This is a genomic window from uncultured Flavobacterium sp., from assembly GCF_963922255.1.
Taxonomy (GTDB): Bacteria; Bacteroidota; Bacteroidia; order Flavobacteriales; family Flavobacteriaceae; genus Flavobacterium.
The window spans coordinates 110,556-133,849 of record NZ_CAWUIC010000002.1; the positions used below are offsets into that span (position 1 = coordinate 110,556).

General features: G+C 30.9%; 18 protein-coding genes. 11 read left to right on the top strand and 7 right to left on the bottom strand.

Annotated features, from left to right (window positions below):
• Positions 1-29: 29 nt before the first annotated feature.
• The 4 genes from AABJ49_RS02580 to AABJ49_RS02595 all read left to right on the top strand — a co-directional run bounded on the left by AABJ49_RS02580 (position 30) and on the right by AABJ49_RS02595 (position 3,693).
• A complete protein-coding gene (locus tag AABJ49_RS02580) occupies positions 30-977 on the top strand; it encodes a bifunctional riboflavin kinase/FAD synthetase (RefSeq protein WP_338375871.1) in 948 nt (315 codons plus the stop codon).
• Positions 955-2,253: an HTTM domain-containing protein gene (locus tag AABJ49_RS02585; protein ID WP_338375873.1), complete on the top strand. Its 1,299-nt coding sequence runs from the start codon at positions 955-957 to the stop codon at positions 2,251-2,253. Before AABJ49_RS02580 ends, AABJ49_RS02585 begins: the two co-directional genes overlap by 23 nt.
• A 76-nt stretch (positions 2,254-2,329) precedes the next feature.
• On the top strand, positions 2,330-2,779 hold the full coding sequence (locus AABJ49_RS02590) for a hypothetical protein (protein ID WP_338375874.1): 450 nt from the start codon (positions 2,330-2,332) through the stop codon (positions 2,777-2,779).
• Positions 2,780-2,850: 71 nt separating this feature from the next.
• Positions 2,851-3,693, top strand: a complete 843-nt coding sequence (locus AABJ49_RS02595) for a cupin-like domain-containing protein (protein WP_338375876.1) — start codon at positions 2,851-2,853, stop codon at positions 3,691-3,693.
• Positions 3,694-3,741: 48 nt separating this feature from the next.
• Here AABJ49_RS02595 and AABJ49_RS02600 read toward each other — a convergent pair whose 3' ends face one another.
• Positions 3,742-9,636, bottom strand: a complete 5,895-nt coding sequence (locus tag AABJ49_RS02600) for a choice-of-anchor D domain-containing protein (RefSeq protein WP_338375878.1) — start codon at positions 9,634-9,636, stop codon at positions 3,742-3,744.
• Positions 9,637-9,868: 232 nt separating this feature from the next.
• Between AABJ49_RS02600 and AABJ49_RS02605 the strand changes: the two genes are divergently transcribed.
• Positions 9,869-10,252: a regulatory protein RecX gene (locus AABJ49_RS02605; protein ID WP_338375881.1), complete on the top strand. Its 384-nt coding sequence runs from the start codon at positions 9,869-9,871 to the stop codon at positions 10,250-10,252.
• 70 nt (positions 10,253-10,322) lie between these two features.
• Here the strand turns inward: AABJ49_RS02605 and AABJ49_RS02610 are convergent, their stop codons facing one another.
• Positions 10,323-12,146, bottom strand: coding sequence for a TonB-dependent receptor (locus tag AABJ49_RS02610; RefSeq protein WP_338375882.1), 1,824 nt, complete (start codon positions 12,144-12,146; stop codon positions 10,323-10,325).
• Positions 12,147-12,223: 77 nt separating this feature from the next.
• On the opposite strand from AABJ49_RS02610, the gene AABJ49_RS02615 reads away from it, so the two are divergent.
• The 3 genes from AABJ49_RS02615 to AABJ49_RS02625 all read left to right on the top strand — a co-directional run bounded on the left by AABJ49_RS02615 (position 12,224) and on the right by AABJ49_RS02625 (position 14,568).
• Positions 12,224-13,720, top strand: a complete 1,497-nt coding sequence (locus tag AABJ49_RS02615; protein ID WP_338375884.1) for a PLP-dependent aminotransferase family protein — start codon at positions 12,224-12,226, stop codon at positions 13,718-13,720.
• Between the two features lie 81 nt (positions 13,721-13,801).
• Complete coding sequence (locus AABJ49_RS02620; RefSeq protein WP_338375886.1) at positions 13,802-14,359, top strand: DUF2975 domain-containing protein; 558 nt, start codon at positions 13,802-13,804, stop codon at positions 14,357-14,359.
• A 2-nt stretch (positions 14,360-14,361) separates the two neighbouring features.
• Entirely contained in the window at positions 14,362-14,568 is a 207-nt protein-coding gene (locus tag AABJ49_RS02625) for a helix-turn-helix transcriptional regulator (protein ID WP_026717633.1), read from the top strand.
• A 71-nt stretch (positions 14,569-14,639) separates the two neighbouring features.
• On the opposite strand, the gene AABJ49_RS02630 is transcribed toward AABJ49_RS02625, so the two are convergent.
• The 5 genes from AABJ49_RS02630 to AABJ49_RS02650 all read right to left on the bottom strand — a co-directional run bounded on the left by AABJ49_RS02630 (position 14,640) and on the right by AABJ49_RS02650 (position 20,998).
• Positions 14,640-14,921, bottom strand: coding sequence for a F0F1 ATP synthase subunit epsilon (locus tag AABJ49_RS02630; RefSeq protein WP_338375890.1), 282 nt, complete (start codon positions 14,919-14,921; stop codon positions 14,640-14,642).
• 77 nt (positions 14,922-14,998) lie between these two features.
• Entirely contained in the window at positions 14,999-16,510 is a 1,512-nt protein-coding gene (atpD, locus tag AABJ49_RS02635) for a F0F1 ATP synthase subunit beta (protein WP_338375892.1), read from the bottom strand.
• Positions 16,511-16,662: 152 nt separating this feature from the next.
• Entirely contained in the window at positions 16,663-18,510 is a 1,848-nt protein-coding gene (gene glmS, locus AABJ49_RS02640) for a glutamine--fructose-6-phosphate transaminase (isomerizing) (protein ID WP_338375894.1), read from the bottom strand.
• Positions 18,511-18,518: 8 nt separating this feature from the next.
• The gene (locus tag AABJ49_RS02645; protein ID WP_338375895.1) at positions 18,519-20,183 is read right to left on the bottom strand and encodes a DUF4270 domain-containing protein; all 1,665 of its coding nucleotides are present in this window, start codon (positions 20,181-20,183) and stop codon (positions 18,519-18,521) included.
• Positions 20,184-20,194: 11 nt separating this feature from the next.
• A complete protein-coding gene (locus AABJ49_RS02650) occupies positions 20,195-20,998 on the bottom strand; it encodes a glycogen/starch synthase (protein ID WP_338375897.1) in 804 nt (267 codons plus the stop codon).
• A gap of 101 nt (positions 20,999-21,099) precedes the next feature.
• Here AABJ49_RS02650 and panC point away from each other — a divergent pair, with 101 nt between their 5' ends.
• Genes panC through AABJ49_RS02665 form a run of 3 tightly spaced genes read left to right on the top strand, consistent with a single transcriptional unit; the run spans position 21,100 to position 23,275 of the window.
• Positions 21,100-21,948: a pantoate--beta-alanine ligase gene (gene panC, locus AABJ49_RS02655; RefSeq protein ID WP_338375899.1), complete on the top strand. Its 849-nt coding sequence runs from the start codon at positions 21,100-21,102 to the stop codon at positions 21,946-21,948.
• Positions 21,949-21,961: 13 nt separating this feature from the next.
• Complete coding sequence (gene panD / locus AABJ49_RS02660) at positions 21,962-22,312, top strand: aspartate 1-decarboxylase (RefSeq protein WP_338375900.1); 351 nt, start codon at positions 21,962-21,964, stop codon at positions 22,310-22,312.
• Positions 22,313-23,275, top strand: a complete 963-nt coding sequence (locus tag AABJ49_RS02665) for a lysylphosphatidylglycerol synthase transmembrane domain-containing protein (protein WP_338375902.1) — start codon at positions 22,313-22,315, stop codon at positions 23,273-23,275.
• Positions 23,276-23,294 lie beyond the last annotated feature (19 nt).

Below are 23,294 nucleotides of genomic sequence, written 5' to 3' on the forward strand. Positions count from 1 at the left end.
ATCAATACTTTTGTATTTATTTATCAATTTTGAAAACATTCAATTCCCTTTTTAATTACAACAGAAAAAAGAAAAGTGTCTTAACCTTAGGAACCTTTGATGGTGTTCATATTGGACATCAAAAAATCCTAAAAAAACTTGTAAAAGAAGCAATAAGCGATGATTACGAGAGTGTATTACTTACTTTTTTTCCTCATCCAAGAATGGTTTTAAAGCAAGATTCTAAAATTCAACTGCTAAATACTATCACTGAAAAAACAAAATTGATACAGGAAATTGGAGTTGATAATTTAATCATTCATCCATTTGACACCACTTTTTCTGAACTTTCTGCTGAAGACTTTGTAAAGAAAATTCTAGTTGATCAATTAAATTTAGCCAAAATTATAATTGGCTATGATCATAAATTTGGAAAAAACAGATCTGCCGACATTAATGATTTAATTAGTTTAGGTAAAAAATATGACTTTGAGGTTGAACAAATTTCGGCAAAAGAAATAGATGATATCTCAATCAGTTCAACCAAGATTAGAAATGCATTGTTAGAAGGAAATATTGAACTAGCAAATACGTATTTAGGAAATAATTACAGCTTGTGTGGTAAAGTTATTGAAGGAAAAAAAATTGGAAGAACTATAGGTTATCCAACTGCTAATCTCAAAATTAAAGAAGATTACAAGCTAATTCCTAAAAATGGTGTTTATATTGTTTCTAGCATTATTGATGAGAAAACCGTTTTCGGAATGATGAATATTGGTAAAAACCCAACTGTAAATGGTGAGTCTAATAGCATAGAAATACATTTTTTTGATTTTAACGGTGAGATTTATAGTAAAGAAATTTGTATCAACTTACTTTCAAGAATCAGAGATGAACAAAAATTTGAATCATTGGATAAATTAAAAAAACAATTACATTTAGACGAAATTTATTCTAAAAATTATATTTCCAAAAATGATAATTTCCAATATTTATAAAAACATAGAAAACTCACCATTAATATTGTTTCGAATATTATTTGGTTTTTTAGTTGCAGCTGAAAGTTTTGGTGCAATTCTTACCGGTTGGGTAAAAAGAGTTTTTATAGAAACACATTTCACCTTTACATTTATTGGTTTTGAATGGTTAGAAATTTTACATGGAGATATCATGTATTTGTATTTTATAATCATGGGTTTATGTGGCATCTTAATTATGCTTGGAGCCAAATATAGATTTGCAATAATTTCATTTACATTTCTTTGGGCTGGTGTTTATTTAGCTCAAAAAACAGCTTATAATAATCACTATTATTTATTACTTGTAATTAGTTTTTATATGTGTTTTTTGCCCGCTAATAAATACAAATCTTTTGATGCTAAATGGAATCCAAAAATTAAATCAGAGGTAATGCCATATTGGGTTTCACTTCTATTCATCATACAAATCAGTATTGTCTATTTTTTTGCCGCTATTGCAAAATTTTATCCAGATTGGCTAGATGGAACTTTTACTAAAAATTTGTTATTGGGCTCAACTGATATAGAGTTTATAAAAAACATATTCTCCAAAAAGTGGTTTTATTTATTTATCGCTTATTCTGGAATTTTATTTGACTTGCTAATCGTTCCTTTTTTATTATTTAAGAGAACTAGAACTATTGCATTTATTGCTTCTTTTATATTTCACATTTTTAATGCCATTGTATTACAAATTGGTATTTTCCCGTTTTTTGCTCTTGGTTTTATTTTGTTTTTTTATGAACCCGAAGCAATTCGAAGGTTATTTTTTAAAAAGAAGAAACCAGTTTTTATTGAATCATTTGACAAAAGCCATAAAAGTATAGTTCAATACATTTTAATACCCTTTTTAATCATACAGTTACTATTGCCATTAAGACATCATTTTATAAAAGGAGATGTGCTCATAACTGAAGAAGGTCACCGTCTAAGTTGGCGAATGATGCTAAGACAAAAAAGTGGCTATATTCAATTTAAGATTTTAGATATCGACACTAAAAAAACAACCTCATACTATTACAATAAAAATTTAAGTTATAAACAAGTCAATGCTTTGGCAACTAAACCCGATTTTATCTGGCAATATTGTCAGCGAATAAAAAAAGAATATGAAGGTAAAAACATTTCCATTTTTATTGATTGTAAAAATAGTATAAATCGAAAGCCTTATCGAACTTTAATAGATCCTAAACTAGACTTTGCCAAAGCTAAATGGAATTATTTTTCTCATAACGATTGGGTACTAATCGATTAATTTAACTAAACTTTAAACAATGTAACTCAGTTTTTTATAATTATTTTTCATAACTTTAACATAAAAATAGAAGATTATGAAAAATAATATTGAATTAAAAAACGGTATTGTAATTTTTCTTGGCATCGGAATATTTTTCCTTTTAATGGATTTTTTAGGCCTTGCTGACAAAAATTATTTGAGAATTTTAAATGCTTTTATTGTTCTTTTTGGAATAAACGAAACAATAAAATACAACATCAGAACAGACAAATCGGAATATTTATATAATTTAGTTTCTGGTTTTAAAACAGGTGTAATTGGAGTTTTTTTAGGAATTGTAGGTCTTATCATTTTTATTTACATAAAAGGTGGTGAAACATATCTAGATAAGCTTTCTGACACTTTTTTCTTTGGCGAAGACAATAACATCATTAAATATTGTAGTATTCTTTTCTTTGAAGGAATTGCTTCAAGTTTAATAGGCTCTTTTACCTTAATGCAATATTGGAAAGATGTTGTGCTAAAACCTAAAATGAATAAATAAATTTTTCTTAATTTTTCATAAACTTGAAAACACTTTAATAAATTTGTTATATGTAAATAACAAAACTATTTATGTCGATTCAACTACAAGAAATTGAACGTGTAAAAACCATAGCTAAAACTGATTTTTACAATAAGTATTTCAAAACTCAAACACCTGTTGTCATTGAACATTTAATCGATGATTGGCCTGCTTATTCAAAATGGAATTTGTCTTATATAAAGGATATTGCCGGAGAAAAAGTTGTGCCTTTGTATGATGACAGACCTGTTTCTCACAAAGAAGGTTTTAATGAAGCTCATGCCACCATGAAAATGAGTGATTATATTGATTTACTTGAATCTAAACCGACAAATTACCGTATCTTTTTATACAATTTAATGAAAGAAGTTCCTGTTTTACATGGAGATTTTAAATGGCCTAAAATTGGTCTTCGATTAGTTAAACAATTACCTATGCTTTTTTTTGGTGGTGAAAACGCTAAAGTTTTTATGCATTATGATATTGATTACTCCAATATTTTACACATTCATTTTCATGGAAAAAAAAGATGTATGTTGTTTGCACCAGATCAAACTGAACATTTGTATAAAGTTCCTTATGCATTAATTGCAAGAGAAGACATTGATTTTGATAATCCCAATTATGAGGTATTTCCAAAATTAAACAACGCTAAAGGTTTTGTTTGTGATTTAAAACACGGTGAAACTTTATACATGCCAGAAGGTTATTGGCATTATATGAAATATATTACTCCAGGTTTTTCAATGAGTTTGAGAGCATTTCCAAGCAAACCAAAAAATCTAGCCAAAGCTTTTTACAATGTTTTTATAATGCGATATTTCGATGTTATGATGCGTAATTTAAAAGGTCAAAGTTGGATTGATTACAAAAACAAAAAAGCCCTACAATAAAAAAGGATTGCTAAACGCAATCCTTTTTTTATTTAAACTAAATTTCAATTAGTATATAATTTTCTTTGTAACAACTTTTCCGTCTTCAAAAATAGTTTTAACAATTAATGCTTCTTTAGTTGGTGTCAAATGATCTAATACAACTTCAGTTGAATTGATATTGTTTTTGTCATAAATCTTTCTTCCTAAAACATCAAAAATTACAACTGATTGTATGTTTTCATAGGCTAAAAGCGAAACCTTATGATTAGAAGCAATTACTAAACCATTCGTTATTTCAAAATGCTGATTACTTAAAACTGCATTGGTATATCTCAAAACAAATCGATCGTTAAATTCACCTGCAATAGTTGAAAAAGTATAAGGAGCTAGTTTTAAATTGTGAATGATATTCAACAATTTATCTTCCAAATATATATTTTGTGAAGCATCTAAAAACAAACCATCAACAGCAGCAATGGCTACAGTATAATTTCCAGCCGTTTCAATAAACATTCCCATTGGCACTAAGTCGTTAGCATCAAAAGGCACTGGTCTTCCTTGAATAGCTTGTTTTTGAGTATTAATTAACGTATAAAGTTTAAAAGCGTCAACATCAATTAATGCATCATAAATTCTGTCTTTCGCTAAAGTTGCTCCAGGCACATAACCCACAACTGTTCTAGTAACCGCATTATTTGGCGAAATTAAATCCAACCAAATTCTACTTTTTTCATTTGTTGATGAGCTATTCTTAAAGAATTCTGAATTATCATATACACTTCCATCAGAAGCTCTTCTATAAGCATTCTTAAACAAAACACTTGAAGTAGCAGCAGTTGTAGTATTAGTTGGTGGTGTAATGTCTGTTTCTCCATCTTCTAACATTCTGACAAAGAAACCTTGTCCAGAAGCAATTTTGCCGTTAAAAGTAGCTGGTATTGAAGTTGCCGTTCCATTGTACACAATATAATCATCTTCCGTATAATTGTAAGTGAAATTTTGATAAAATGGGCTTGGACTTGCGGCTGGCAAAGTTCCATGCATCCAAATTCGAACACTTCCTTCAATATTTGTATTATCAGTTAAAAACGAATCTGCGTCCATTGCTGATGGATATGGATTTCCTAACAAATTCCAAGAATCATCTGTACCAGTTGTAAATCCTCTTTCAATTGGAACACTTATTTGGCCGTTGTGTGGTTTTCCTCCTTGAAAAGTAATTGGCAAGGCAACTGCTGCTGATGATCCATTTGAAGCTCTAGCAATATACCCTTCACCAAAAGCCATTGTCCCAGAAGCAGCCAACCAATTTCCTTGAGTACTATTTGGATTAGGAGCTGTTGGAAACCATTTGTATCGGTGCGAATTTGGCAAATTAGATACATTGAAATTTTCAACTGGAGAAGACCAATATACATAATCTAGGTTTCTTGCTTGAGCTTCTCTATGCACTTGAAATGCTGTCCCTGTGTAAGTTCCTGAGTTTGTATCTGCTTCGTTAACTTGAACAATACTACCATCTAAAGAAACAATCACATTTCCGTTATTAATAATGTTATTTTCAATAACTACATATCCATCAGCTGATACTGTCAAAGTATTTGAAGCATTAATCTCTAATACACAACATTCAAAATCACCGTGAGAAGCTGTAATATAATTTCCATTTATAATAGCTTTTCTATTTAACGTTGGAGCTCCATAAGACCAAGCACTACCATTCCAAGTAGTAATATCATCACTAATTTTTACTGCATTAGTAGCTGTATAACATGTAGCGCTATTTTCTCTTATTTGACAATAATATTGGTAATTATTTAAACCAGCTGTTGAAGAAATAGATAGAGTAGCACTAGTTGTTCCGGAATAAACACCTGTATCTGTTAAAGCTGTCCATGTGGAGTTTCCTGGGATATTAACATACCATTGATAAACTAATCCAAATCCACCTGTAAAACCTTCTGAGGCTGTTGTGGTTAAAACAACCGTGCCACAATTTGGTGTATATGTCGGTTGACTAGTAATAGTTGGTGGTGTACCTGAAGAAAAATTATGAGCACCTATTGTTGAATAACTATTGTTTGAACAATCAGTCCACTCTATAATATTCCAATCGTTATTATTGTAAGTCAAACTTGGTGCAGTTGCTGTACTTTTTCTAACAAAATTTGCACCTTCAGTACCAAGTCCTAAACCATCAGCCCAATTATTAGAAGTATATACACCCCATCTGTCGATTTCAGTTGTATTATTAAATAGTTTTATATGGTCATTCTCACCAACATTAAAGTTTATCCCTGAAATTCCTGATGATAAATTGGCTAAACTTCCATCTGAACCAGTTACTCCAGAACATGTTGCACCACCTGTACCAACTGCCACAACATAAACTCCTCCACTTGCCAAACTAAATGACGGTAAAGATACAGAACCACCATTATTTGTTGAACTACCATTATTATAAAGTTCAAGTCTATAGGTTCCTAAATTTATTGATGTTCCTGTTCCGTTGTAAAGTTCTATATAAGATAGTCCTCCTGTGTTTGCATCTGTTACTTGGCTAATGAAAAGATTAGTTGCACTTGTTCCTCCTCCTTCACATCCACTGGTTAAATTATCTATGATCGTAAATGTATTTGTAGTAGAACAGCCTTGACTGTTGCCAACAATTAAATTTCCTGTAATTGCTCCAGAAGGAATAACTACTGAAATTTGCGTTGGACTAATCACTGTTACTGGTAATGAAGTTCCATTTAGTGTAACTGTATTAGCACCAGATAAATTCATGGAAGAAGTAATGTAAACTGTGGTTCCTACTGGTCCTGACGAAGGTGATAATGTTGTAGTGTAAGAAGGACAATTTCCTGTACCTTGTACATCAAAAGTATAAGGGTTTTCATTTGAATCATTATTGACAATTGAAATGGTTGCTGTTCTGACTCCTGATGCTTGAGGAGTAAAAGTAATCGTAAATGGTATAGAACTTGTCAAGACAGAACCCACAGCAATAGTTGAAGATATAGCTGATATAGAAAAATCTCCAGGATTAGCTCCAGTTATAGTTACTGCTCCAATTGTTAAAGTAGCTGTTCCTTCATTCTCAATATAATAGGTTTTATTTGAACTACTTCCAATATTCAAAGCTGCAAAAATTGTATTGTATCCTGTACTAGCTGCTGAACCCGAAGGAATATCTGTTGAAGATTGGTCTCTAGCAATATTTATTTCTGGAACAGGAACAAAAGCAGTTGCATTTATAGCAAAATCATAAGGATTTTCATTTAAATCGTTATTTATTATGCTTATTGTATTTGTAAAAGTACCAGCAACCGCACTATTAAACGTCACCGAAAATGTTGTAGAAGAACCTGGTGGAATAGTTAGTAGAGAAGGTTGTGTAACACTAAAACCATTAGTTGTATTAGAAAGACTAATTGAATTAGAAGGTAAAATTAAATCTAAATTTCCTGAATTTTGGATAGTAAAAACATGTGTTGTATTCGTATTGGTAACGACCGATCCAAAACTTGTATCGTCTGTAACAGAAGGAGTTGTATCTCCGTCTGCAATACTAACACCATTTCCTTGCACATCAATTTCTGCTCCTTTAAACGGATTCCCAGCTGTGTAATGGTTTTCGCTAGTTAAAGCTCCTGTTGCAGAAGTTAATCCTGTTAAAATAATTGTATTTGAGCCACCTATTACATTTGGCCCTTCTGTCCAAGTAGAATTTGAAGTAGCATATCTTCCTGATTTATAGTTTAATTCTGTTCCATTAATATCAACTGGCAAATAAGTTCCTGTTACATTATAAGTTGCATTTGTAATTCCTGAACCAATTAAATTCCAATATCTAGTAATATAATCTGTTGGAGCTTCATTGTTTGGTTCTTTTGAATCTTCTACATTTAAACTTACATATCCTGAACTAAATGTTGCAGCTGTAAAATTAATTGTTATTGGTGAATATTGAGAACCATCTGCTGAAGCAACTCTATCTCCAATTGGAAATATAAATGCTCCTACAGCATTGAAATTTTTTCTCAAAAATCCACCAGCTGTATAATCAGCAATGATATAATTTAAAGCATTCCCTCCTGTGATTAATCCAGAATTTGTAATCGTAAGAGTTTTATCAACTGTGTTTAAGATTCCGTTTGTTAATAGTAAAGTACTATTTATAGATAAATCAGTTCCTAAATCAAAACCGATAACTCCAGCTTGCCTGTTTAAAGTTAAATTTCCTAATATTTGGGAGCCTAATGTAAAGCTTAAAGTTCCTAAACTTCCATTTCCAAATAAAATTAAATTTGAAGTTGTACTTCCTTTAAAAGTTCCTGAACCTGAAATTGTATTAGCCACACCAACAGTTCCAATAGTCAATGTTCTTGAATTAATATCAAAAATATCAGCTGCACTACTAAAAGAAATTGCATTTCCACCAGCTGGTGCAGAAACGATTAAATCATTTATTAATTGAATCGTATTTGTTCCCGATGAAGGTTGTTGAACAATGTATGGTATAGTTAAAAGTGGAGTTGATGTAATGGTTTGCGTTCCGTTTTTTGTAAAGAAAATAGCTCTTCCATTTCCATTAAAAACTCCGTTGTTGGTGAAATTTCCGTTTAAACGCAAGTCATCACCAATAGCATTTCCTAATGTAAAGTTTCCATTATTAACTATATTTCCTGCAACGGTTAATGTCCCACCAGAAGGTAATCCTCCATAATCCATGTAAAAACTAGAACCAGCATCAATCGTCAAATTTCCAGCTATAGCTTTGTTTAAAGGTGTACCGTTGTTATAATCAAGAGTTGTATTGTTACCTAATTGTATATTATTGGGATAACCTGGTGTTGTTCCTATTGTTCCAACACCATTAAAAATCCATTCTATTCCTCTATTAAAAGTTCCAGCAGTATTATATAATAAGGTTGAACTTGCTCCATAAATGGGTGCATTATTAAAAAAACCTCCACCATTTATTCTACATGTTCCGTTTAAGGTTAACGTTGAACTACCGAATGTAACACCAGCAGCTGTTGAAAACAAACCATTAACTGTTCTGTTTGCACCTGCATTTAAGGTTACTCCACCACTTAAAACACTTACATTGAAAGGACCATTTGTAGTTGGCCAATAAACATGTGTATTATCAACTCCATAACTCGAAGATGCATTAAAATTCAGAGTACCTGTTGTTGCATTATAAGTAAAAGTCCCTGTTCCAGAAGCGAAACCACCATCTCTCAGCTCAAATGTACCGTTTACTTGAGTGTTTCCATTTCTAGTTAGTGATGTGTTTGTGTGAACTACGTCACCTGAAGAAATTGTGACATTATCAGTGGCTGAAGGTACTATTCCAGTATTCCAAGTTGAACCTACATTCCAATCTCCAGATGTTATTGAAATTGGACCAGTTGCTACAACAGTACCGTTAAAGGTAAAGTCATTAATGCTAAATGTTCCTCCTGAACCTGATGCTCCCCATCCATATATTCTAAAAGTGATTGGAGTTGTAATGTTTTGATATGCTCCAGCAGTTAGTGATATAGTCGTTCCAGTAACTAATGCAGTTCCAATATTAGAAGAAAAGCCATCAACACTTGATCTGTATACAAAATTAGTTGGACCTGTTCCTGATGCTTGACTTGTATATATAAAATTAGTGAAATTTATTGCGAAACCTGTATTTGGTGTAAGAGTAAATTGAAAATAATCATTTACATCAAAAACAGTATTGTCCCAACCACTAGCATTATATCTGTTATTTGCATTTGAACCACTAATTCCTGTCCCTCTTCCAATACCAGAAACTGTTATATTCGGATTAACTATTTGTCCATTTGTATAAGGATTTGATGCACTAGGATTAGAATCCGTTATCGGGTTTTCAAATATAGATTGTCCAAAACTAATAAATGAACATAATAAAATTATAGCGAGTAAAAGTTTCTTCATTTTTTGATTGTATTAATTTATTAAATACTTTTGGGGTACTATTTCTATTTTAACAAACAAAGTTACTATATATTAGTACATTAAGCAATAAATTAATTCAAAACACCATTAAATAATCATTAAATAATTGCAAAACAACCGTTCGAATACATTTTCTATCGTTGAAATTCGCAAAAAGCTTGAGTATTATTGTGCTTATCAAGATCGTTGTCATCAAGAGGTGTATCAAAAAATGTTTTCTTTTAATTTATCTTCTCAAGAAAAAGAAGAGATAATGGTTTATTTAATTGATAATAAATTTCTTAATGAAGAACGTTTTGCTCAAAGTTTTGTGCGAGGAAAACACAATTATAAAAAATGGGGAAAAGTTAGAATTATTAATGAATTAAAAGCCAGAAATATTTCATCTACAATCATTAAAATTGCTTTAAAGGAAATCAATGATTCTCTTTATTTTGAAACTTTTGATGATATAGCTGAAAAACATTGGGAAACTATTTTAGAAAAAAATCTTATGAAAAAAAGAAAAAAATTCTGCGATTATTTCATTAGAAAAGGTTGGGAAAACGATTTGATTTATGAGAAAGTGAAGGAATTGGAGAAAATTAATAATTGATAATTGTAAAACACAAAATCCGTTACAACTTAAAGGTTATAACGGATTCTTAGTATTTAAAAAATTCTTTTTATTTAAAAGTGTATTTTAATCCAAATAATAAGTTTCCTTTTGGCATTGGAATTAAACTTGTCTCAGAGTATTCAGTGTTGAAAATGTTATTGGCATAAACGGACAATTCCATTTCTTTTAATTTATACACTGCACTTAAATCAACAACATTATAACTTATACCTGAAGTTCTTTCTAAATAACGATATGAAATTGCATTGGTAAAGTTTTTAAACCATTGCATTTGATAAGAACCCACTAATTGATGTTTTAAAGAATTGATTGAATATCTCGATTCTGCTGCTGAAGTTTGCTGGATTTCATCTTCCATAAATGTATATCCAACATTAATTTTTTGACCTAAGTTATTCAAGTTGAATTTGTAATCCAATTGTGTTTCAAACCCTTTTGTGTTGACATCTTGAATGTTTAAAGGTGTAAAAGTAACATCTGAAGGATTTAATCTTACGTAATCAATCAAATCATTTGAATCTCTGTTGAAACCAACCAACGATACATTAACTTTATTAGTGTTCCAACGAATTCCTAACTCTTGAGCAAATGCATCTTCTGGTTGTAAATTTTCATTTCCAATAGCTTGTGGTCCAATGTAATATAAGTCAGTATACGTTGGCACTCTGTATGTAAATCCAACATTTCCATACACTCTTAAACCATCAGTAACTTTATATCCTAAATCAATTCCAGGAAATAATTTGTTATCAAAATCTGAAAAATAAGAAGCTGCAATTCCTGGAGTTACATCTAACTTATCATTTAAAAATTGAAAACGATGTTCTAAAAATAAAGTCGCAATTTCTCTTTGATTGTCTCCTAAATTGTTACTTCCAATATAGTATTTAGAAAATTCTACTCCAAACCCAGTTGTTCCCAAATTTGAAGCATAAGAACCATTTAATTCTGCAGCTACTTTATTGGTAATATGTAAATTTCTATAAATGGAAGGATTGCTTCTGATGTATATATATTCATCTTGATTTCTTCTCCAATAAATTCTTGGTTTCCATGTTAAGTTTCCTTTTTTAATTACAGTAGAAAATCCAACTAAACTCGCTTGAGTTTCTTCATATTGTTGTTTTGCAGTTGAAATTCCATAAAATCCATTGGCTCCAAATTTTCTTTCAGCATGAGTAGCAATAAAGTTAATTGGTAATTTATTTTTATTAAATTGACTCTTTACAAATAAGTTTTGATTGTCAAAATCCGTATTTTCTCTATAACCATTTGAAAAATTCTTGCTAAAATGAACAATATGACTGCTGTTGTCTAAGTTAATTGAACCAGTAGCTTCAGCCATAAATTGATCATAAGAACCTGTTTGCAATTTGGTTACTAATTCGTTTTGAGAATTGCTTTTCGTTACAATATTAACAGCTCCAGAAAAAGCATTTTGTCCAAAAATACGTGCCGCTGGTCCTTTAATGATTTCGATTCTTTCAATAACTTCTATTGGCAATGCTAGATTTAATGTGTGGTGTCCTGTTTGTGGGTCATCTACTTTTATACCATCAATTAATAATAACGTTTGGTCAAAACTTCCACCTCTAATATATAAATCAGCTTGCATTCCGTTTACACCTTGTCTTCTTACATCAATTCCAGCTACTTGTTGCAATGCATCTGCTACATTTGTAATTCCTAATTTCTGAATATCAGAAGCTGTAACAATTTGAATGGTTCTTGAATTTTCATCAAAAGGTAAATCAATTCTTGAAGAAGTCACTATAACTTCACGTAATGAATCTGTTTTCTGTTGAATATCTTGTGCTTTTCCTACTAAAGAAAATAAGGCTAAAGAAGCTACTAAGATTGAATTTTTCATAATTTTTAAATGTTTATTTTAAAACGCTGCAAAATTCGTAACTTTCCGGACGAGTAATATAGTCCAGTTATCAAATCATGAATAGTCCGGTTAATGATCTTTTAAAACAGTTAATTCATTTTGAAAAAAAGAGTTCGACTGCCGTTTTTATCCAAATTTCTCATCAAATTATTGATGCGATTCAACGTGGTTATTTGACAAAAGGAACTTCTTTGCCAGGAAGCAGAACTTTGAGTCAATTGCTGAACATTCATAGAAATACAGTCGTAGCTGTTTATGATGAGTTAGCCTCACAAGGTTGGGTTGAGATTATTCCCAATAAAGGAACGTTTGTTTTAGTACCAGAACAGAAAACGGCAGCCATTAAAGCGATTTCGTATCCCATAAATCAAGACAATGCATATGCAAAAAAAACTGGATTTGATTTTAAACCTTCCTTTCATTTGGCTTCAATTTCGGAAACACTTCAAACGAAATACACTTTAAATGATGGACAACCCGATTTGCGATTGCATCCTGTTCATCAATTTTCAAAATGGTATAGTGCTTCCATGAAACGAAAAACTGTGGTTTCTAAATGGAATGAAAATGCCAATTCAAAACATTCTGTTTATGAAAATCAATTGTGTAATTATCTGAATGCTACTCGTGGCTTTCACATTGAACCTAAAAATTTAATCAGTACAAGAAGTACAGAAATGAGTTTGTACATCGTATCACAGCTCTTACTGCAACCAAATGATGTGGTTTTAGTGGGAAATTTGAGTAATTATGCTGCTAATATGATTTTTCAGCAAGTTGGAGCTACGATTCACACTATTCCAATTGATGAAAATGGTTTAGACATTAATTACATTAAAAAACATTATATAAAAAAATCAATTCGCTGTGTTTATGTTTGTTCCAATCGTCATTATCCAACTACACATACATTAAGTGCAGAACGAAGGTTGGAATTATTGAAATTGGCTAAGGAATTTGAATTTGCCATTATTGAAGACGATTATGATTATGATTTTCAGTTTGAAGGTTCAGCAATGTTACCAATGGCAAGTTCTGATGCGAATGGAAATGTAATTTATTTGGGAAAGTTAGGGCAATCTTTATTTCCAAGTTTTCAAACTGGGTTTGTTGTAGCTCCTTATAATTTGATTGTTGAAGCTAAAAATTATTTAAAAATGTTAGACAGACAAGGTGATGTTATTCAGGAACAAATGTTATCTGAATTAATTTATGAAGGAGAAATTCACCGTTTAATTAAGAAAAACACCATTCAGTATAAACAAAGACGTGATTTTTTGTGTGAAATGCTATCCAAATATTTTAAAAAAGGAGTTCAATGGACAAAACCTTCTGGTGGATTGGCTATTTGGCTACAGTTTGAACCTAAATTTTCATTGGTAAAATTAACAGAAGTTGCAGAAAAAAATGATTTATTACTTCCAAAAACAATACTTTATCAAAATAAAAGTACTTGTGCCATTCGATTTGGTTTTGGCCATTTGAATGAAGAAGAAATTGAAATTGTGGTTAAAAAACTGAAACTAGCTTATGATTTAGTTAGCAAAAAATAATTTTTTTATTCTTTTTTAATGTTTTTTTATTGTTATTCGATAATTTTTATATATTTGTCGAATAATTTTAATTAAATAAGTATGGAAATTAAAATCACAACAAATCAAATCTTGAAGGTATTGGAAATACTTTCGTGGATTATTTTTATTGGTTTATGTATTGAAGCTGGTGCAATTGTCGTCAATACATTTATTTCGCTTTTCATTAATCCTGATGGTGTTGAAAATTTTTGGAAAGGAAAGGAATATTTATCTAGTCTTTACCAATATGATTATGGTTATTTTATGGTTGTAGCAATTATAATGAGTATTGTTGCTATTTTGAAAGCTATTATGTTTTACCTTATCATAAAATTATTCCTAAATAAAAAGTTAGATTTTTATAAACCCTTTAGTTTGGAATTAAAAGAGTTTATCACAAAACTATCCTATCTTGCTTTAGGAATTGGATTATTTTCTATTTCAGGTGAAAAATATTCTGAATTCTTTTCTAAACAAGGACTTCAAGCAGCTAATTTACAATTGTTGAACTTAGAAGGAGCTGATGTTTGGTTGTTTATGGCTGTGATACTTTTTATTATTTCACATGTAGTAAAAAAAGGAATTGAAATTCAAACTGAAAACGAATTAACTATATAACTATGCCAATAATTGTAAACTTAGACGTAATGCTTGCCAAACGAAAAATGAAAAGCAATGAATTGGCTGAGAAGGTTGGAATTACTGTTGCTAATTTATCTATTCTTAAAACAGGTAAAGCAAAAGCCATCCGATTTTCTACTTTAGAAGCTATTTGTGAAGAATTAGAATGCCAACCTGCAGACATTTTGGAGTATGTAAAAGAATAAAGAACTTACTTAATGCAAATAAAAAAGCCAAACGTTATTGTTTGGCTTTTTTTATAGAATAAATTGTTGTCTTAGTCAGCTAAAACAATAACTTTATTTTCATTCATCTCAATTGTTCCAGAGTTGATCGGTAACCAAAATGTTTGCTCGTTAACCTTATTGAATTTAGAAGCAAATTCTTTTTCAATAGTGATTTTTGGAGCATTAATTTTAACATTACCTTTTGTCAATAAAGAAACAATTGGTGCGTGATTATTCAACATTTGAAACTCACCATTAACACCTGGTAAGGCTACCGAAGTAACTTCTCCTTTGAATAATGTAGCTTCTGGTGATACTATTTCTAAAATCATAATTTTTAGTGATTAGTAATTAGTGATTAGTGATTAGCACTAAATGAATACTGCCAAACTACCATCTACTAACTGATTTATGCTTCTGCTAACATTCTTTCTCCAGCTTCGATAGCTTCTTCGATAGTACCTTTAAGGTTAAAAGCAGATTCTGGTAAGTGATCTAATTCACCGTCCATAATCATGTTAAATCCTTTAATAGTTTCTTTAATATCTACTAAAACTCCTGGAATACCTGTAAATTGCTCAGCTACGTGGAATGGTTGCGATAAGAAACGTTGTACACGTCTTGCTCTACCTACAACTAATTTATCCTCTTCAGATAATTCTTCCATACCAAGAATTGCGATAATATCTTGTAATTCTTTGTAACGTTGTAATATTTCTTTTACTCTTTGAGCACAAGCATAATGGTCTTTTCCTAAGATTTCTGGAGTTAAAATTCTTGAAGTAGAATCTAACGGGTCAACCGCTGGATAAATACCTAACTCAGCAATTTTACGAGACAATACAGTTGTAGCATCTAAGTGAGCAAACGTTGTTGCTGGTGCTGGATCCGTTAAGTCATCCGCAGGAACGTAAACCGCTTGTACAGATGTAATAGAACCTGTTTTTGTTGATGTAATACGCTCTTGCATCACACCCATTTCTGTTGCTAAAGTTGGTTGATAACCTACCGCAGATGGCATACGACCTAAAAGAGCCGAAACCTCTGAACCAGCTTGTGTAAAACGGAAGATATTATCCACGAAGAAAAGTACGTCTTTTCCTTGTCCATCTCCTGCTCCATCACGGAAATATTCAGCAATAGTTAATCCTGATAAAGCCACACGAGCACGAGCTCCAGGTGGTTCATTCATTTGTCCGAATACGAAAGTAGCTTTCGAATCTTTCATGATATTTTTATCTACTTTAGATAAATCCCATCCACCATCTTCCATAGAGTGCATGAAATCATCACCGTATTTGATAATTCCTGATTCTAACATCTCTCTTAAAAGGTCATTTCCTTCACGTGTTCTTTCTCCTACTCCTGCGAATACTGAAAGTCCACCGTGTCCTTTTGCGATGTTGTTAATTAATTCTTGAATAAGTACTGTTTTACCAACACCTGCTCCACCAAATAAACCAATTTTACCTCCTTTTGCGTAAGGCTCAATAAGGTCAATTACTTTAATTCCTGTAAATAATACTTCAGTAGCTGTTGATAAATCTTCGAATTTAGGTGCATTTCTGTGAATTGGTAAACCGCTAGCTCCTGCTTTTGGTAGATCTCCTAATCCATCAATGGCATCACCAATTACGTTAAATAAACGTCCAAAAACATCTTCACCAATTGGCATTTGAATTGGAGCACCTGTAGCAACTACCTCTACTCCTCTCGCTAAACCATCTGTTGAATCCATTGAGATAGTACGAACAGTATTTTCTCCAATGTGAGATTGTACTTCTAGTACTAATAATGTACCATCTTTTTTAGTGATTTCTAATGAATCATAAATTTTTGGAAGTTCGATACCTTCTGTGCTGAAAACTACGTCAACAACTGGTCCGATAATTTTTGAAACTTTTCCTGTAACTTTAGACATTACTTATGTATTTATTTAATAGCTATTTACTGTTGAAAAAAAGATGCTTTTTTCCGTGTGCAAAGATAGTTTTTTTCAAAACACTTTTGCAATTTATTTTTTGAATTTTTTGCAATAAAAAAGCGAAATCTTTCAATTTCGCTTTAAATATACTATTCTACGGTTACTGATTTTGCTAAATTCCTAGGTTGATCGACATTACATTCGCGTAAAACCGCAATATGATAGGACAATAATTGTAAAGGAATTGTGGTTAACAATGGAGTTAATGCTTCAGTAGCTTCTGGAATTTCAATAACATGATCCGCTAAAGCTTTTACTTGTGTATCTCCTTTAGTTACCACTGCTATAATTTTTCCACTACGTGATTTAATTTCTTGAATGTTACTTACCACTTTATCATAATGTCCTTTATTAGGTGCAATTACAACTACTGGCATAGATTCGTCAATTAATGCAATTGGTCCGTGCTTCATTTCTGCTGCTGGATAACCTTCTGCGTGAATATATGATATTTCCTTTAATTTTAAGGCTCCTTCTAAAGCAACTGGGAAGTTGTAACCTCTTCCTAAATATAAACAATTTGGAGAATCTTTATAAATTTCAGCAATTTGTTTAGCTACTTCATTAGTCTGAAGTGCTTCTTCAACTTTTTCTGGAATTAATTCTAGTTCTAACAAATATCTTTGGTAATCAGAATTATTCATTGTTCCTTTAGCTTTTGCCAAACGCAAAGCTAACATTGTTAGAACAGTAATTTGAGTTGTAAAGGCTTTTGTAGAAGCTACTCCAATTTCTGGTCCAGCATGTGTATAAGCACCTGCATGAGATTCACGAGAAATTGACGAACCTACAACATTACAAACTCCAAATACAAAAGCTCCGTTTTCTTTTGCTAATTTAATAGCAGCCAAAGTATCAGCCGTTTCTCCAGATTGCGAAATTGCTATTACAACATCATCTTTGTTTATAATTGGATTTCTGTATCTAAATTCTGAAGCGTATTCTACTTCAACAGGAATTCTTGCAAATTCTTCAATAATATATTCTGCAACTAATCCAGCGTGCCATGATGTTCCACATGCAATTATTAATATTCTCTTAGCATTTGTGAATTTCTCAAGATTATCTTCAACTCCAGCCATTCGGATAATTCCTTTATTAGCATGTAATCTTCCTCTGTAAGTGTCTTTTATTACACTTGGCTGTTCGTAAATTTCTTTCAGCATGAAATGATCGTAACCCCCTTTTTCAATTTGCTCCAAATTCATTTGAAGTTCTTGAATATAAGGATCAACTAAAGAGTCATCTTTAATTTTACGAACTTTAATTGGTTTGTGAAGACGCACAATTGCCATTTCTTCATCTTCTAAATAAATAGCGTTTGAAGTATATTCTATAAACGGAGAAGCATCTGAAGCAATAAAATATTCATCTTCACCAATTCCTAAAGCCAATGGACTACCTAAACGAGCTACTACAATTTCATCAGGCTTTTCTTGATCTATTACGGCAATAGCGTAAGCACCAACTACTTGATTTAATGCTATTTGAACTGCTTTTCCAAGTTTACAATTTTCTTTTTTCTTAACTTCTTCAATTAAATTGATTAAGACCTCTGTATCTGTATCAGATTGAAACTTATAACCTCTTTTAATTAATTCAATTTTTAATGGTTCATAATTTTCGATGATTCCATTATGAATGATTACTAATTTTCCAGAATTTGAAAAGTGAGGATGAGAATTCACATCATTTGGAACTCCATGAGTTGCCCAACGAGTGTGTCCCATTCCTACAAAACCTTTAGTTGTTCCTTCTAGTTCTGCTCTAGCTTCTAAATCAGAAACTTTTCCTTTTGTTTTTGATAGTTTTAAGTCAGTTCCGTCAAACAGAACTAAACCAGCACTATCATAACCTCTATATTCTAATCGCTTTAATCCCTTTATGATAATAGGATAAGCGTCTCTATGTCCAATATAACCAACAATTCCACACATACAATTAATTAATTAGGTTCCGTGTAATAAATTTCAAGTTTTAATTTTTTATCAGGATCTGTACTTTGAGCACCATATATAACAGTACCTAAAGGATTCATTATTGACGCTGATGGCAAAAACTCTACAGTATCTGCACCAATACTTAATGGATTTTTAAAACTTAAGTTTGTTGAGATATTTATATTTTCTGTAACTACAAGTCCTAATCTAGAATTTCCGTTATTATTAGGATTTGTTCCGTTCAAAACATTATTTATATAATCGGTAATTCTAATTTTATATTTTATTCCTTTTCCACTAGTTTCTTTTTGAATAATTCCATCATGAACATATTTATTGTATTTAGTATTTGATCCAACGGTAGTATCATAATACCAATCTAACAAAGGTCTGTTATTAGTTACATCATATAAATAAAGTCTTAGCGGTTCATATTCAGCAGCACTCATAGTTGTTTGATCTACATAAAAAACTAAATTTGCTTCATTAATTAACCATTTTTTAGCCCTCAACTCTGCTAATTCTGTTGTATTAAAAGCGTCGATGTAGACAACCGAACCATTTGCACCTCCTTTTAAATAATGTTTTTCTTGTGGTACAGTAGCCCATAGTGCGTTTTGATATCCTGAAGTTATATTTGAAAAATCAAATAAATTAATTGAGTTGCATTTACTAACACCAGCTGCTGAATAACCCATTCTAAACGTTAAAGAATTCTTTTTGATTGCAGTTGAATGAGGAGAATCGTTATCACTATAAGATCGATATTGCACTACCAACTCTGCTTTAGAAAAATCTAAGTTTGCTAATGAACCTTGTTTTGGATTTATTTCTTCAACATTAAAATAGAGACCTTTGAAATGTTGCTTAAAAATATTGTTGTTGAATAGTTTTCCATCTGCAACTGCATCAAGTATTTTTGTTTTAAAAGTGTTTTTGTTTAAATTGATCCAAATTCCTGGAAGTTTTCTTTCTTTAACAACATATTCACTTGAATTAGTTGTTACTTGACCAGAACTGTTAAGAAATTCTCCATTACCATTTCTTTCATATAAAACGATTTGATTTTTATTAAAGAAAAACTCGGTATTTTCACTGGAGTCTCCTTCTGAATTTAAAACTAAACTTCCTTTATTGTTGAAAATAGTTGTATTAAAATCTGAAAAGTATTTTTGAGCTGTTTCATTTGGATTGGGTGTTGTCGGATCAAAATCACTTAAATAATAACCGTTTTCGTAAATTTTTAAATTAAATTTTTGTGTTGGATCTCCATAAATTGAATCTAATTCATAAATACCTTCTCCACTCTCAGTAGTGCTCTGTAAAGTACTGAAAAAAGGAATATAAATATAGACAGAATCATTAGCTGTAATATCATAATCATAGCCTATACTTGGGTTTTCATATACCATTTCTATTTGGGAAACAAAATTTGCTTTTGTAGTTCCAAAAATAGGATTATCATAAATACCTAAGGAATTTAATGGAAGATTATTGGTTTGAACCGGACCGGCTCCCATAGAATATGAAGTCAAATTCTGAACCGTCCTTTTTTCAAAATTAAAATGCTCATCTCCAACAATATCAGAGCCTAACGTGTTATAATCTTTATCACACGAAATAATTGTAAAAGCAAATAAAAGTAAAACTGCTTTAGTGAATGTATTCATAAATTTTATTTTTAAACCTTATTTTTTAAGAAATCTGTATAAACTTCATTGAAGCTTTCTTTAGGGGTGAAAGGTAAAAAAGGTTTTTTTGAACTTTCTATATATTTTGTTAAACTTGAAGACAAGTCATTTGATGCAATTACAATACCATCTGAATGCTGAATTGATGCCATTAATAAGTTTTCATAATTTGGTTTTTTCAAATCTGAAATGCTCTTTTCAGGAATTTCATCAAAAATCATTTTATTGATCAAATTAACATCTAATTCTCCTTCAAAAGACTGGTTATATACTGAAGTTATAATTTTTGTTTCATTAAAAATTCCTTCATTTTTATAATAATGCTTTAAGTAAATTGGCAATAAAGAAGCCATCCAACCATGAACATGAATAACATCTGGAACCCAATTTAACTTTTTAACTGTTTCAACAACTCCTTTTGCAAAAAAGATTGCTCTTTCGTCATTATCTGGATACAAAACACCTTCTTCATCAGAAAATGTAGCTTTTCTTTTAAAATATTCATCATTATCAATAAAGTAAACCTGAATTCTTTCTTTTGGAATAGAAGCTACTTTAATAATCAGAGGCATATCTACATCATTTACTACCAAATTCATTCCTGACAAACGTATAACTTCGTGTAATTGATGTCTTCTTTCGTTAATATTACCATATCTAGGCATAAAAATTCTAATTTGCCCTCCTAAATCATTAATCATTTTTGGTAATTCATAAGATTGTATCGACACCTCGTTTTCGGCCAAGTAAGGAACTACTTCAGATGACACATACAAAATCCTTTTATCCTCCATAAAATTGTTTATTTTCTAATTGTAAAACATGCAAAATTACAAAATTTTATGTATTTATCTACTAAAATAGTAAGTTTGCAGTCAATTTATTATTATTATTGATGCAAATTTTTAAAGAAAAAGCGCTTTTAACTGCTTATTTAAAAACAATTTGGGACAAGAATTGTGCCATAGGTTTTATCCCAACAATGGGTGCTCTTCATCAAGGTCATCTATCATTAATAAAAAAATCCTCTGCTGAGAATCAATTCAATGTGATTAGCATTTTTGTAAACCCTACACAGTTTAATAACGCTTCAGATTTAGAAAAATACCCTAGAACATTAGAAAGGGATATTGAAAAAATAAAAACAGTTTGTCCAGATTGCATTGTTTTTGCTCCATCTGTAGAAGATATTTATGAAGGAAAAACCAACTCAACCTCGTTTAATTATGACGGAATTGAACATGAAATGGAAGGGAAACATCGTCCAGGACATTTTGATGGTGTTGGCACAATTGTAAAAAAACTATTCGAAATCGTGCAACCAACTAATGCTTATTTTGGAGAAAAAGATTTCCAGCAATTGCAAATTGTAAAAAAATTAGTTGCTAATAATAATATAAAAGTAAACATAGTTGGCTGTCCGATATTTAGAGAAAAAAATGGATTAGCTATGAGTTCAAGAAATGAAAGACTTTCCAAAATTGACCGAGAAGAGGCTTCTGTAATTTACAAAACTTTAGTAACTGCTAAAAAAATGTTTGGCACAAAAAGTGCTAAAGAAGTAACTAAATGGGTAGAAAGTTCATTTGAAAAAAACAAAAAAATAACCTTGGAATATTTTGAAATTGCTGAAGAAACTACTTTAAAAACTTGCCTCAGAAAATCTAAAAATAAAAAATATAGAGCTTTCATTGCGGTTTTTATAGATAATATCAGATTAATAGATAATATTTCACTTAATTAATTATTTTTGCACCATGCAAATTCACGTAGTAAAATCCAAGATTCACAGAGTAACTGTAACTGGAGCCGATTTAAATTATATTGGAAGTATAACTATTGATGAGAGCTTAATGGAAGCCGCTAACTTAATTGAAGGTGAAAAAGTTCAAATAGTTAATATCAATAATGGAGAACGTTTTGAGACTTACACCATTAAAGGTGGTCGCAATACTGGAGAAATAACATTGAATGGACCAGCAGCTAGAAAAGTTCATAAAGGTGATATTATAATCATCATTGCCTATGGTATTTTGTCTATTGAAGAGGCAAAAAAATTCAAGCCTGCGTTGGTTTTTCCAAATGAAGAAACTAATTTTTTAAATTAATTGGCTTCGCCATTTAAAAAGATAGCTAGTTTAACAATTCCTCTACTAATTGGAATTGGGCTTATATCTTACCAATACACAAACCTTACTTCAGAGCAATTAGAAAACATAAAGCTGTACTTTAAAAATGCAGATTATAATTATGTTTTTTTATCGCTTTGTATAGCTCTTGTTGGTTATTGGGCAAGAGCTTATAGGTGGAAATATAGTTTAAATCACTTAGGTTATGACACAACAATTTATAATAATTTTTTTGCTGTTGGAGTTGCCTATTTAGTAAATTTAACCATTCCTCGTTCTGGAGAAGTCACCAGGGCTGTACTGTTAAAGAAATATGAAAAAGTACCTTTTGACAAAGGATTTGGCACTATAGTAGCCGAAAGAGTAGTTGATTTATTGATCTTTCTACTGTTTGTAATCATTGCTTTTGTGTTACAATTTAACACAATAAGCGATTTTATTTTCAGAAATATTTCTCCCTCGAAATTAATCATGATTGGATCTTTTGGATTTGTTTTAAGCATCCTTTTTTTATTAATTTGGTTTCGATCTAATTGGAAAATTATCAGCAAAATAAAAGAAAAATTTGCGGGCTTAATAGAAGGAATGACAAGTATTTTAGTAATGAAAGATCGTTGGAAATACCTGTTTTTTTCATTTTTCATTTGGTTTTCTTATTTAATGATGTTTTATGTATGCATCTTTGCAATTCCGGAAACAGCTGACATTTCATTTAGTATTGTAATAATGGGATTCATTTTTGGTAGTGTCGCTATTGGTTTTACAAATGGAGGAATAGGAGCGTTTCCAATTTCTATACAAACCGTTTTATTACTTTATGGCATCAATAAAGGTGCGGGTGCTGCTTTAGGTTGGATTATCTGGACTTCTCAAACTCTACTTACCATATTATTAGGACTTTTATCGTATTTATTATTGCATTTTTTTAATAAACATAAATAAATAATTAAATTGCAGTTCC